8 protein-coding genes are annotated in these 13,759 nt (G+C 47.6%); 4 read left to right on the forward strand and 4 right to left on the reverse strand.

Features of this window, described 5'->3' with window-relative positions:
- The first annotated feature begins 509 nt into the window (after positions 1 to 509).
- From Pla110_RS08450 to Pla110_RS08465, 4 genes are all read left to right on the forward strand, one after another.
- On the forward strand, positions 510 to 674 hold the full coding sequence (locus tag Pla110_RS08450; RefSeq protein ID WP_144995102.1) for a DUF1328 domain-containing protein: 165 nt from the start codon (positions 510 to 512) through the stop codon (positions 672 to 674).
- Positions 675 to 884: 210 nt separating this feature from the next.
- Positions 885 to 1,139, forward strand: a complete 255-nt coding sequence (locus Pla110_RS08455; RefSeq protein WP_144995104.1) for a hypothetical protein — start codon at positions 885 to 887, stop codon at positions 1,137 to 1,139.
- Between the two features lie 587 nt (positions 1,140 to 1,726).
- Positions 1,727 to 5,170 carry a response regulator gene (locus Pla110_RS08460; protein WP_144995106.1) on the forward strand — a complete coding sequence of 1,148 codons (3,444 nt, stop codon included), beginning with the start codon at positions 1,727 to 1,729 and terminating at the stop codon, positions 5,168 to 5,170.
- Positions 5,171 to 5,295: 125 nt separating this feature from the next.
- Positions 5,296 to 5,457: a YqaE/Pmp3 family membrane protein gene (locus Pla110_RS08465; RefSeq protein WP_144995108.1), complete on the forward strand. Its 162-nt coding sequence runs from the start codon at positions 5,296 to 5,298 to the stop codon at positions 5,455 to 5,457.
- 111 nt (positions 5,458 to 5,568) lie between these two features.
- On the opposite strand, the gene Pla110_RS08470 is transcribed toward Pla110_RS08465, so the two are convergent.
- Genes Pla110_RS08470 through Pla110_RS08485 form a run of 4 tightly spaced genes read right to left on the reverse strand, consistent with a single transcriptional unit; the run spans position 5,569 to position 13,623 of the window.
- Positions 5,569 to 5,991: a response regulator gene (locus Pla110_RS08470; RefSeq protein WP_144995110.1), complete on the reverse strand. Its 423-nt coding sequence runs from the start codon at positions 5,989 to 5,991 to the stop codon at positions 5,569 to 5,571.
- Positions 5,988 to 8,531 (reverse strand): HWE histidine kinase domain-containing protein, encoded by a 2,544-nt coding sequence (locus Pla110_RS08475; RefSeq protein ID WP_144995112.1) that lies wholly within the window; start codon positions 8,529 to 8,531, stop codon positions 5,988 to 5,990. The genes Pla110_RS08470 and Pla110_RS08475 overlap by 4 nt, the downstream gene beginning before the upstream one ends.
- A 35-nt stretch (positions 8,532 to 8,566) precedes the next feature.
- Positions 8,567 to 9,157 (reverse strand): biliverdin-producing heme oxygenase, encoded by a 591-nt coding sequence (locus Pla110_RS08480; RefSeq protein ID WP_144995114.1) that lies wholly within the window; start codon positions 9,155 to 9,157, stop codon positions 8,567 to 8,569.
- Positions 9,158 to 9,165: 8 nt separating this feature from the next.
- Entirely contained in the window at positions 9,166 to 13,623 is a 4,458-nt protein-coding gene (locus Pla110_RS08485) for a chemotaxis protein CheB (RefSeq protein WP_144995116.1), read from the reverse strand.
- Between the last annotated feature and the right edge of the window lie 136 nt (positions 13,624 to 13,759).

The raw sequence follows: 13,759 nt of genomic DNA on the forward strand, positions 1-13,759 counted from the left end.
GATTCTGGCTATGTCTACTTGGTCAATGGATGAAATCCGTTAACAGGAACTGTTGGCGTCGAGAATGCATTCTGAGGTCAACGAGGCTCCCTTTCAGGCTGCTGGGAAGGGGATTAATCCCAAATACTCCCCCGTCAGATACGTACTATGTCGACGTGAGGCTTTGCTTCTGTCGCTTTGTGCCCCAGAGTTAAAAAGCTCTCTTTTGAAAGTCGTGCAATGACTCGACTTAGAACGATCTGTGAGCGACCACTTTGAACGGGAGGCTGGTCGGCGACCGATCACTTTTACATCGCCTGTAGGTGACTTCCGAATTGGTTTTCAAATCTGATTTACGCAACACGCTTTCCGTTAATGAGTTAGGGGAAATCTCAAGAAATGAATATGGGTTGGCACGCCTATTGCTTTTGATTTGTTCCAGTCAGTAAGTGTTCAACAGAAAGGTTGGACACACATCTGAAAGATGCTGTCCTCGGCGTCACAACCACAAAACACGGAAGGTTCAAATTATGTTCAATTTAGCTGTTGCGTTTTTGTTGATCGCATTAATTGCTGGGTTGTTCGGATTCGGATTAGTAGGCGGGACAGCTTATGCGGCTGCCAAGATCTGCTTCTTTGTATTCCTGGTCCTGGCAGTGATCAGCCTGACCATGGGAAGACGAACCTTACCTTAAAATATACAGGTATAAAACAACGACGGGGATTCTCGTCCAGTCTGATCGTCAAACCTTAAACATCTAAGTCTGAAGATTAAAGAGGAACGTCAAACGATCAGTTTAATTCTTGATAAGAGGGCCGGTGGATTCTGGAGGGGTGTTCACCGGCCTTCTGTCAAGAATGTTTTTGTTTAGACCTGATTCTGACAGAATCATAAGGGGCAAAGAATGAAACGCTTATTAATACTGGTAATCGTATTACTGCTGGCAGTTATGGTATTTTCATACGCTGATTGGCTTAGCTTTGACAGTGATAGTAAGAGCGCCTCTGTGACGCTCAATACCGAAGAGGTCAAAGAAGATACAAAAGCAGCCTTTGAAAAAGGAAGTGCGGCAGTTGACAAGGCAGTTGATGAAATCGAAAATGCTCCCGAAGTCGATGTGGATGTTGAAGTCAAAGAGGAGCCTGCGGTAGAGGAATAACAGTAAGAAAGATGCCTGAGTAAATCAGGCATAAGGTAGTGTGTTACATATCTGAGGTAGAAGACGAATGTACTACCGAAGATTGGAAGTAGATTGATTTTCAAAGTGCAGTTTTCATTTCGATCTCTGGTGGGAAGGTTCCATGGCGGCGCTTTCTGAAAATAGCCCTGCGGGGTACCAGTGGAGGTTTACGATGAAAACTGCACTTTATTTTTTAGAGTGACGGAACGAACGATTTTAGAGTTAAGATTAACATGATAAATCCGTGACCTCCTCCCTTTGGTAAACGGCAATCGATGTTCTCTTAAGAAAAGGCTTATTCCTCTGGGGTAAAGAATCAGCTCTGGTCGAATCTAGTTTCCAATTTGCCGCCATAACTCCGTTAACTAAATATTTTATGGCGTGCCCGGGTAAGTTTTCCCTCAATGCAAAGTTGTTCCAGAAATACCGCCTGAAATGCAACTTGATGCGATTGTTATTCCTCCCGGTTAGTGAGTCTGATGCAGTTAGAGACTCCAGATTCTCCCCAGTATCAGCGAAGTGCGATTACCGAAGGGAAAGCTTTCTGGGGCAGCAAGGTAAACTGAATGGATAACCTAACTAGCAACCTAAATTCCCAGCCATCTGGAGATCGATCGTTTTGGGCTGCTGATAGCCGTTTAGAGCGCATTGCTGATTCGGCTATGGATGCAGTTCTAACGGTGACATTACAGGGCGAGATTATTGATTGGAATCGACAGGCTCAAATCATTTTCGGATGGAGTCGAGAAGAGGCCGTAGGCAGAAATATTGCCGACTTGATCATCCCCTCTCATTATCGCGAACACCATGAAGAACGCCTGGCTCGTTTTACGGCTGAACGCCCTGAGAGGGACTGTTCCAAAAGTTATCGCATGCTGGCTGTTCGGAGGAACGGTCAGGAATTCCCAATTGAATTCACCTTCACGGACTTGGAGTGGTCTGGCCAAACGATTCTCAATATCTTCATCTATGATGTGACAACCCATCGCGAGGTAGAACGCCAGGGTGTTCGTGAAAAGCTGGAGACCGCTTTATTACATCATTTGAATCAGACTTCACTTACAAGCGACACTCTCGAAGAGTCGTTATTGATTGCGATTCCAAATTTGACTGAGAACCTGTCATGGTCGATTGGGCATGCCTGGATTTTCAATGCGGATCGTTCCCGCCTGGTCTCGTCAGGAATTTGGCATTTTGAAAACTCGACGCAGCATGAAGAATTTAAAGTTTGCACATTAGAAAATACGTTCGAAAAAGGGGAAGGTCTTCCAGGACTTGTTTGGGAAAAAGAGAAGCCAGTCTGGATTCAGCATTTCGACAAAAACGAACATGTACTCAGAAAATTGCCGCCCGAAGAATCAGATATTAAGACCGCTATTGCCTTTCCTGTTGTACGTGGGAAAGAAATCGTGGCGGTCGTAGAACTGTTTCGCTCTGGTGAGTTGGCTCCCGATTTAAGTCTCTTGCGGCTTCTCCGTAATATCGGAGATCTGATTGGTCACTCAATTGAGCGTATGGACTTACTTGCCGAGAGGATGAGGTTTGCCGCGATCGTCGAATCCTCTGGTGATGCGATCATTGGCAAAGCTCTGGACGGTACGATTAATTCCTGGAACCAGGGAGCGCAGAAGACTTACGGATGGGAATCAGAAGAAGTCATCGGAAGAACGGTCTCAGTCTTATTGCTTCCCGGAATGGCCCATGAAGAATCGGAAATTCTGGAGGCAATGAAAACGGGGCGATTACTCGACCAGTTTCAGACGCGAAGAATGAGAAAGGATGGCACGATGATTGATGTTTCGATCACTGTGTCTCCAATTAGGGGTGTCGATGGTACCATTTTTGGTACTTCAACAATTGAACGTGACATAACTGCACAGAGAAACCGTGAGCTGGAACTATTAAAAGCGCGCGACGCGGCAGAACAGGCGAATCGTGTTCGAGGCGAATTTCTTGCGAGCGTAAGTCATGAACTCCGTACTCCTATGAATGCTATTCTAGGGATGTTGGAACTCTCGCTTCAGGAAGATCTGCCTGAATTCATTCAGGACTATCTGGCAACAGCGAAGGATTCAGCCGACTCTTTGTTGCTGCTCGTAAATGACATTCTGGATCTTTCTCGTCTGGAGTCTGGTCGGTTTGAATTGGAATCATTGGTTTTTAACGTGCGTGGGTGCCTGGACGATGCGATGAAAACATTGTCCCTCAGAGCTCATGAAAAAGGCGTTGAGCTGGTTTGTCACATTCATTCAAACGTTCCGGAATATATGATCGGAGACCCGATTCGAATTCGACAGATTATGTTGAACCTGGTTGGGAATGCACTCAAATTTACTCAACAAGGTGAAGTGATGGTTGAGCTCCAATTTGCGGGCGAAGTGAAAGACGCCGAGTTGGAAAAAATTCGACAGCGGATGGATGAATCAGCTGAAGATGAGTTTGCTAACCCCCCTGCTTCGTTGGTCGATTCCCGATATTATCAACTGGAGATGTCCGTAAGTGATACGGGAATCGGAATTGCAGACGAGGACCAGAAACGCATTTTTCAGCCATTCACGCAGGTGGATTCTTCGACGACAAGAAAGTATTCCGGAACTGGTCTTGGGTTGACCATATGTCAGGAACTAATTGGATTGATGCATGGAGAATTGTCGCTCGAGAGCGAGGTCGATAAAGGGAGTCGATTTACGTTCAAGATCTTACAGGCGATTCCAGATGAAACTGATCCCATACTGCAGAGACCGCGTGTAACGGTGGAGGAGCTTCGAGACCTTCCGGTTTTAGTTATTGATGACAATAAGTCGAATCAGAGAATCTTGAAGGAGATGTTAACGCACTGGTCGATGAAACCTGTCATGGCAAGTTCGGCTGAAGAAGCGTTGATTTACCTGAGGGAATCGAAGCAGCATAAAGAAATGTACCCACTGCTCCTGGTGGATGCCATGATGCCGGAAATGGACGGTTTTATGTTTCTACAGCAGGCACGATCAGAGCGATTACTGCACTCGGCCACGATATTGATGCTTTCGTCAGCAGATCAAAGAGTTTTTGGTGAGCGGGCTGAGGGTGTCGATATTGCCGCTTTCCTGGAAAAGCCAGTCTCACAGTCCGATCTGCTAAATGCGATTATGACAGTGCTGAAAGGGCCAGCTTTACGATCCAATACTGTTCACAAATATCAGAAGGCTCCGCAGTCCCTGAAAATACTTGTCGCGGAAGATACGCCAGCGAATCAGAAAGTCATCACCGCTATTCTGAAAAAACGAGGTCATCATGCCACGATTGCGAATAATGGTCGTGAGGCAGTTGAGTATGTTCTCAACAAAGAAGAGAATTTTGATATCGTTTTAATGGATGTCCAAATGCCAACTATGGATGGACTTCAGGCGACGCGTGTCATCCGGGAAAACGAACGAAATCGGGAAAGTGCAATTCCAATCGTGGCGATGACAGCCTATGCCATGAAAGGGGACAGAGAGAAATGTTTGAAATCCGGAATGGACGATTACATCTCGAAACCGATCGACGCGGTTAAGTTAATTCGGTTAATCGAAAAACATACTAGTCCTCTGAGGAAGGTTCGACGTAGGACAGAGCCTGAAACAGAGACGTCAGAAAATATGAAGAAAAGTTCTAACCCTTCTGATAAGCAGAAAACGAAGAAGATGATTGATATGGAAAAAGCCCAGCTTCGTTTGGGCGGAGATGTGCATTTGCTGAATAGTATGGTCAGCTTTTTTCTGGAGGATAGCCCTGCGCTGATTGCGAAGATGAAGGAGTCGCTCGCTAATGGTGATGACGACGAATTGGCGCGAGCGGTTCACAGCATCAAAGGGCTAACTTCGAATTTCGATGCTCTGGAGATAACAGCATATACGCAGATCTTGGAGGACCGGGCGAAAAAAGGGGACACCGCTGGTTTCAGTGGCGAGATCAAGAAATTGGAATCGCAAGTGGGGGAATTGATTGAAGAACTGAAAACCTGGAGAGAAAATCAGGCAGAGTTGTGAGGTTTGAAAATCATGTATGTTAGGATTTAACCTAAGCTCTTTTTTTACTTAGTTAATTCGTTAACTCATTATGAAAACCTTTTCAATTCGCAAACTAATCACCCATTTCGAGAGAGGATTCGACCATGTCTGATGTAATCAAAATTGTGGCAGCCTTAATTCTTCCACCAGTCGCCGTGCTGATGCACGTCGGCTTTGGAAAGCAATTCTGGATTAATCTCCTGCTGACGTTGTGTGTCTGGTTTCCGGGCGTTGTTCACGCCTTGTGGGTCATTTCTCGCAAATAATTGAAGACCGCACTCAATGCTGAGAGAGCGGTCTTCAATTGAATCTACGGACTTGATCTTAGCTTCAGGTGATAGATTCTTTTGAGGGCGATATTTGGGGCGTGTCTCGTATTACAGCGGTTCTGGAGGCAAGTGTGAAGAACGTTTCGGCTGGGCCAGTAGTTCTTTGGCTTCTTGTAAAAGCGTATCGCGAGTGACTGGTTTAGCGATGAATCGATCCGCCTCTAATAACTCAACGTGACGATTGAGTGCGATAGAGGGTTTGGCGCCAGTCAGGATCATGCTTTTCGGCTTTGGATCGCTATGAAGCATAATGTGGCTCAGAAGCGAAAGGCCCCCCTGCTTCGAAAAACCGGTTTCATGACTGCCGATGAAAATATCGGAGATCACCAGATCGACTTCTATCGAGTCGACAATCGCCACGGCACCGGCCGCATCTGATTCGTGGAGCACTCGATAGCCTGCTTCTTCCAGCCACGTCTGCCAGTGATTGGCGAGATCAATATCGTCTTCAAGTATTAATATCGTTTTCATGATTGAGAATTCATTAGTTCATTGATGGTGTGGTGCAACAGGGGGACATTGACCGGCTTCAATAGGCGGGGGACCGAATTTAAGTTCTCTGGCAATGGGAAACGATTTCCATATCCAGTCATAAACACAAATGGTATTTGCAACTCGATTAAACGGTCTGCCAGTGAAAAACTTGGAGTGCCGTTCATGTTAACGTCGATAATCGCGAGGTTGATCTCCCCCATTTCAGCGATATTGATTGCCTCTTCGATGCTCGCAGCCGAGCGTACCGTTTTACAGTTCATATCTGTGAAGATGCGCTCCATCTCGAGTGAGATAATTAAATTATCTTCAACTACCAGGACAGTATCGATATTAAGATCGGTGAAGTGGGCTTTGTCCACATGAAGTTGTGCTGGTTCGGGGATGTCGGCGATAGTCCTTAGCTCATAACTTTCCCGCGGCACCCAGAAATTGACCTCCAGTCCTCGTTCGTGAAATTGGACCGAAGTCTCTCCGTTGTCTTCATGTGAAAGGACTCGGTTGATCAACGTGAGACCGAACCCGTGTCGTTTCAGCGGAGGGATCGGGTTGGGGATCGTTTCTTTCCAATGGACTTTCAATCTCCCCTTCTCTGTTCTCCAGCTAATTTCCAGCACTCCGTCGGAAGCCGCAAGTGCACCATGCTTGACTGCGTTGGAAGTAAGCTCATGGATGGCTAAGGCCATGATGGGAGCGACGTCGCTACGTAGGGCTGCCTCTGGACCCTCCAATATGACGGATCGCTCGACATTGAGATAGGCAGATAGTTCAATCTCGAAGAGTTGTTTCACGCTGATCCATTGGGCGCTACTCCCACCAACGAGATCATGAGCGGTCAACAAGGCGGTGATGCGTTCTTCGAGTGAAGCGACATACTCTTCCAGGCTTTCACATTGATCCCGAGTTTGTCGGACAATCGATAGAACCAATGCCAGAATGTTCTTTACCCGATGGTTTAATTCGGCGATGAGTACATCCTGATGTTGCTTCTGTCTGTTCCATTCTCGACTTGAATGTCGGATATTGCGATAGAGGAGTTCCAGCATCGCAGCACGCAGTTCAGTGATGGTCGAAAAGTCTTCCTGTGTCCATGGCTCGCAGTGGCCCGCGATTTTTTCGATGTATTCGTCAAACGAGGAGCGAGGATGCAGGCGAGGTCCGTTGGGGCCATACTCAATATTCTTCTCTGGCATTCCTCCCCAACGTATCTCGTGATTGATTTCATTTCGGAAAAATATCAGCTGTGAAAAATTCTGATCCAGCAGAATTGAGAGAAACCCACCACAGGCGTTCAAGTCGCGCGAATCAATAGTAGAGTATTCGGTGACCGATTGTATTGATTCGATTGCCAGCAGTTCTTCGGAGACGCTCTGACTAATCGCGTCGATCGCATTTCTTTCCGGGCAATTTCCAGACGTATATATCTCATTCTGATGTTTGAACGCTATTCCCTGCGCCTTCACGACGTCCATCAGATCACAGGACAGTAAATCCAGAGTGAGCTTGACGGATTGCACTACGGGAACATGTCGCAGTTGGGTCGTTACCGCATCAGCGGCACGACGACGACTCAATGCCTGAGTATCAAGCTCTTGTTGCAATTGCATTGAGAAGAGTTGGCTGAATAGTTCTGCAATTGCCCGATAATCGGGAGATAATAGACGTGGGAAATGATGGTGAAAGGCGAATAACCCCCAGAGTTCTCCGTGAACGATGATCGAAAAGTTCATCGTCGACCGAATACCCATATTCCGAAGGTATTCCACATGAATTGGAGAGACGGCGCGGTTATGGCAAAGCGTCAAATCTAAGGGCGTTTCAGAATTGCTGATGAGTTCCAGTGGCGCCTGTTCGGTATCGTGAATAACACGAACGGGAGAACTGAGAGCAATACGGCGGACCTGCGGAGGAATGTCGTGTGCTGGATAACGGAGTCCGAGAAAGGGCTTAAGACCGGGAGCGACTTCCTCGGCGGACACTTCCCCGCTTCCATCGTTGAGAAAGCGGTAACCCATGACGCGATCGAATCCGGTCAGGTGACGCAATACTTTAACGGCTGTTTCCAGAAGTGGTTCATAGCCCTGGTCCCTGGTTAAGGCCCCCAGCATTGTCCGGACTCGAGAAATTGAAGTTCCTGATCGCTCTATCGAACCAGGGGCATCTTCCAGTTCGAGGACGATCTGAGATCCGGAAATATGGACTGCGGCATCGACGGGTCGGTCGTTCAGTTGAAAGATACCGAGCCGCTCACGATGGCTCTGAATCGTTGGTAAACCAAGAGCTCCGCGAACGGCATGAATGAGCTCTCGATTGGAGAACAGATCCGAAATCTCCCTATTGAGAATGGATTGCTCCGGCGCAATCACATTGGTGAATGTGATTGCATTTGGCGTGAAGTGGAAAACAAGGAAGTTTTCGGTGTCGAACGCGATCAAAGCGGCGAAAGGCTGGATCGATCCGGGAATGTGGACTGGTTCCCGCTCGCAATTATCCAAAGCAGCTTTGAAATCAGATTTCATTATCGTGTGGCCCAGTAGATCAATGAGATCGGTTGTTAAGGAGTAGGTGGCGCCGAACCGGCGAGGTCAATGGCTAACTGAAATAGTAGTTCTGCACCTTCTACGGTTTCCGTAGAATTGACATCAGCGTTGGCCAGTGATTCTAAAAACAGAGGCCATCGCGTTTGCGAATCCTGTGTAAGTGTGTTGAGAAAGTGGTGGGGTACGTCTTCCGGAAAGTGGTCACGAACTGCCTTGAGAAGAAAGCGCGCACCCATACTGGACCCTTCGAGAACGTAAACTGTTCCCCAGTGGGCCCCTGCTGTTTGAGGAGACGGATATTGCGTGATTATGTCGATGGGAATCAGTGGGCCGTCGGGGATATCCAGTTGATTTCGGTCTTGTGCGATGAACTGAGCGAGAGGGGGATTAAATGCGAGTTCCGGAACAGAGGAAGTGACATGTTGTATACATGGCTCCGCCCATTCGAATAATGTCTGCATCAGTTCGAGATAACGGGCATACCCTGCAGCAGACTTGGTAATACCGAATTGTCCGATCTGCTGATCAAGTTGTTGATGCAGGTCTCGCGTAGCCTGTCTTAATTCAGTATGAAGTTGACTCGGTTTCGATTTTGGTTCTGGCATCTGGAGGTTCAAACTTTCTGGCGATGTTCCCGTACCATACGATCAACCATTCTTATTAATTCGGGACCATTGATTGGTTTAGGGCAGTAACCGTCACATCCGATTTCGAGACAAGCTTCTCGGTGGCCTTCCATCGCATCCGCGGTCAAGGCGATGATTGGAATCTTGAATTCAGCATCTCGCAAGTTTCGTACGGCGTCACGCCCATCCATGACTGGCATTTGCATGTCCATCAGAATGAGTTCAAAATCCTTTTTACTGCTCCGGGCGGATAAAGCTGCGTCCACGGCCTGTTGGCCATTCTCGGCTACGGTCACATTGGCTCCTGCTGTTTCCAGAAAATACTTTGCGACAAACCAGACATCTCGACGGTCGTCCGCCAACAGAACTTTACAGTTAAGTTGGGGCAGCGCCTCATGCTCGTTGGATTCTTTGAGTTCTTCCAGTTCGTCGAGAGAACGGACATGGACGAGCTTCGATAGCATGACATCATCAAGAGGGAAGGAAAGACGAAAGCGGCTTCCTTCTCCAGGTTTGCTCTTAACGGTAATGCTGGCCTGCATTTTTTCCGCAAGTCGCTTACTGATGCTTAATCCGAGACCAGTGCCGGAGTAATTCCGCGTCATGTCTCGTGCAACTTGGGAGAAGGGTTTGAATAATCGCTTTTGCTCTGACAGTGGGATGCCAATACCCGTGTCAATGACATCGATGTTCAGTTTAGGCTCGGCTCTGTCGGTGTCGTCTATAGCGACAACGACTTTGACTTCACCTTCGTCTGTAAATTTGAGCGCATTACTGATCAGGTTGACGAGAATCTGCCGTACGCGAATGCGATCGCCCATGATGTTGTGTGGGACATCGGTTTTGAATTCGAAGAGGAGCGGGATACCCACCTCTGCGGAGCGAACGGACATGAGCGAACGGACATCTTCGATGACTTCTAACACGCCGACCTGTTCATCATCGACTTCCATCTTTCCCGCCTCGATTTTGGAGAGATCGAGAATGTCATTCAGTAGGGCCAGAAGGTACTGGCCGTTGCGTTTGATCGTATCGATCTTGTCCTGGAATGCGGGGTCCTGAGATTCTATACGTAAAATATCGGCAAAACCAAGCATCGCTGTCATGGGGGTGCGGAGTTCGTGACTCATGTTGGTCAGGAATTCGCTTTTGGCCTTACTTGCCTGCTTGGCAATCCGGTTAGCCCGTTCAAGCTTTTCGCGATATTCCTGTTCCTGAGTAATGTCTCGATTGATTTCCAGAATCTGTTTGGTATTGCGATGATTGATTAATAATTGATGCCGACTCGAAACAGTGATCATCACACCATCTCTACGCGTATGTTTTATCGGCCCGTACCATTCTCCTTTTTCGAGTAACTGGTCTTCGATCGATTGCCAGCTTTGTGAGTGCTCTGATTGGAACAGTTCGTGCGTTATTCGACCAATCGCTTCTTCAGGTGTGTACCCATAAAGTTGAGTGGCGCCTTTATTCCAGCTTTGGATGGTGCCATTAAAATTCCAGAGAATGATCGCATCGTTGGAGGCTTCAATCATCTGCCCCATTTGTTCGAGTCGATTGAACAGGGATTTTCGCTCGCTGATGTCGCGGACGATTTTACAGATATACTGAACGCCCCCAAGTTCAATGTACTTCGCCGAAATCTCTACCGGAATGCGATTCTCTGCGGCGTCGGTCCATTCAGATTCGAAGACAGTTCCCTCTGCGAGACGGGATTCGAACTGCTGTTGAAATTCTTCCAGATTTCGATCTCGATCAATGTCGATGTTCCGCTTGCTGAGTAATTCCTCTCGCGAATACCCCAATAATTCGCACATTGAGGGGTTTACGTAATGGAAAGTGCCATTCCTTCGTACCAGCGCAATCGACTCTACCGCCGACTCTGTCATAAATTTGAATTGTTCGACTTCAGCCTGGGCCTGTTTGTGGGCTGTGATGTCGATCAGCGTCAGCACAACGCCTTCTATCTGGTTGTCACTACGATAGGGTAAAGCTCGGAGAAGTAGGTCTATGTTATTCTGAGTTTTGAGTTCGAGTTCTTTTTCCGTATGTTCTTCAATCACGCTCTGCAGAAACTCAATCATATTGGGATAATTGAGATGATGGACAAATCCCTCGAAGGACCGCCCGATATCCTGCCGGATTAGGTGTAACTGGCGGGCAATATCAGGAGTGAATCGACGGATACATAGTTCATTATCCAGATAGATTACGCCAACTCGTGTGGTGGCGAGCAGATTGTCCATGTCGTTATTGGCCTGGGCCAACTGCTCGACTCGACGCTGATGCTCCGAATTGATCGTATATAATTCTTCATTGACACTGTGAAGCTCTTCGTTGGTGCTTTGCAGTTCTTCATTTGATGCGACCAGTTCTTCGTTGGATGCCTGCATTTCCTCATTTGCAGATTGGAGTTCTTCTATGTTGGCTTGTAACTTTTCTTCGGAAAAAGTCAGTTCTGATTCGAGTTGATGAATTCGATCATTTGCAACGTCGGAATTCGTCGTATTCACTTCTATAACATCATCGTGATCGACTTTATCTCGATGATGAAACTCGATCAGGAATGCAGGTTCCAGCGGAGGCGTAGGTGTTACAGGTTCGATCGTTAAATCAAGAACTCGTTCTTCACCTTCCATCTCTATCCTAAGCCCAGAAAAACGAACCGTGTGTTTTTTGTGCTCGGCCTGCTGAATCGCTCTGCGAATACCGCTCTGGATGTTCTCGTTGAGGAGATCGAAAATCAAGCTCGATTGCCGTCCACTCGCAACTCGCAGAAACTTTTCGGCTCCGTTGAAAATATGCAGAGTTTCGTAAGTTTTCGAGATCAGAATGCTGGGAGGCATTTTACTGTTCAGGAGACTTTCGTAGACACTCATTCGCGACCGATCCGAGAGGGACGTCTGTGTCTGGAGGGGCTCTGCTCGATTGAGCGAAAGTCTGTTCGCAGGAATCCCGAACGAAATTCGTGAGCTTAATGGGAGTTTGTTCTCGCGGCGCTTGCTGAAGATTCGCCAACGTTTAGACAAATTTTCGAATTCATCGGACAGATCTGCGGGAGATTCACTAGGACCAAGAAACAGGATTCCGTTGAGTTTCAATGAAAAATGGAGCAGCGACAGAACTTTTTTCTGCGCGGCCGGCGTCAGGTAGATCAGGAGGTTACGGCAGGTAACCAGATCCATTTGAGTGAAGGGAGGATCTGTTAAAAGATTGTGGGGGGCAAATACGACCTGGTGCCGGAGTTCTTTGGAGATCTGGTAGCCATTTCCCTGAGAAGTGAAATAACGATTGATCAAGTCTTCAGGCAAATGGGCGACCGATTCAGGTGGATAAAGTCCATTAGCCGCGAACTGGATAGAACCATTATAGACATCGGTAGCGAAGACCTGAAATTCGATATTAATTTCGGATTTGCGAATGATCTCACTAATCATTATCGCAATAGAAAAAGCCTCTTCGCCCGTAGAACATCCTGCGACCCAAACACGAAAAGAATGTTTTTCCGAGGCTTTTTGCTCTAGCAGTGTGGTTAATTCGGGTCTCAGACATTCAAAGGCGTCCGGATCTCGGAAAAACTGGGTGACACCAATCAGCAGATCCTTCAGCAGATGATGGAGCTGGCCCGGATCGGTTTTGAGAAGCTCTAGATAGTCTTCCAGTGATTTTGAATTAATGAGGTCGGCTCGACGGTTGATTCTGCGTTCGACCGTGCTGAGTTTGTAGTGAGTGAAGTCGACATTGAACTGCTCCCTAATGACTTCGAGGACCTGTTTCAGTTCTGAGGATGCACGTACCGGTATGTCATCGTTCTCGTCGGATGAAATCTCCTTGCTGACATAATTCGTTAAGGCACGTGCAATGCGATCGGGAGGTAGAATTTTATCTACGATACCAGTAGCGATTGCATTTAAGGGCATTCCATCAAAACGTGCTGACTCTTCGTCCTGGCAGAGAACCAGTCCCCCGCTTTCATGAATATCTTTGATGCCGCGCGAGCCATCGCTGCCCGTTCCGGAGAGAACAACCCCGATCGAGTAAGGGCCAACGTCGCTGGCGAGCGAGCGAAAGAACTGGTCAATGGGATGAGAGAGCCCGCGGTTAGAATTACGGTCCGTCAAAAGCAATTTCCGTCCCGAGATGACCATCTCTTTATCGGGAGGGATGAGATAGACGTGATCGGGTTCGGCGAGGACGCCATCCTCTACGATTTGGATCCGCATCTTTGTCCGACGTGCCAGGAGTTCATCCATGTGGCTTTTGAAGTCGGGGGAGAGATGCTGAATGACGATAAATGCCATTCCCGTATCGGCATCAAGGTTCTCGAATAGCTCTTCGAGTGCTTCCAGACCGCCAGCGGAGGCACCAATGCCCACTACGTGGCAGGGCACATGTTCAGCATTACCCTTTTCGACGGTATCAGCACTGGGAACGTTTTCCGACACGTTTATAAACCTTGGGAATCATATGACTGTAAGCGTCGTTGCCTAGGGAGGCCGGCACTCGACGGAAAGACGGTCTGCTTCAGGGAAGAATAATCTACTTACTGAGGCATCATAATCTTTAGTACTCAAGTAAAGA

This window comes from Polystyrenella longa (assembly GCF_007750395.1).
GTDB classification, from domain to species: domain Bacteria; phylum Planctomycetota; class Planctomycetia; order Planctomycetales; family Planctomycetaceae; genus Polystyrenella; species Polystyrenella longa.

What these genes read in the sequence shown, in the direction of transcription:
- Pla110_RS08465 (WP_144995108.1), top strand. Translation starts at nt 5,296, where the DNA reads ATGTCTGATGTAATCAAAATTGTGGCAGCCTTAATTCTTCCACCAGTC.
- Pla110_RS08455 (WP_144995104.1), top strand. Translation starts at nt 885, where the DNA reads ATGAAACGCTTATTAATACTGGTAATCGTATTACTGCTGGCAGTTATG.
- Pla110_RS08475 (WP_144995112.1), bottom strand. Translation starts at nt 8,531, where the DNA reads ATGAAATCTGATTTCAAAGCTGCTTTGGATAATTGCGAGCGGGAACCA.
- Pla110_RS08470 (WP_144995110.1), bottom strand. Translation starts at nt 5,991, where the DNA reads ATGAAAACGATATTAATACTTGAAGACGATATTGATCTCGCCAATCAC.
- Pla110_RS08450 (WP_144995102.1), top strand. Translation starts at nt 510, where the DNA reads ATGTTCAATTTAGCTGTTGCGTTTTTGTTGATCGCATTAATTGCTGGG.
- Pla110_RS08460 (WP_144995106.1), top strand. Translation starts at nt 1,727, where the DNA reads ATGGATAACCTAACTAGCAACCTAAATTCCCAGCCATCTGGAGATCGA.
- Pla110_RS08480 (WP_144995114.1), bottom strand. Translation starts at nt 9,157, where the DNA reads ATGCCAGAACCAAAATCGAAACCGAGTCAACTTCATACTGAATTAAGA.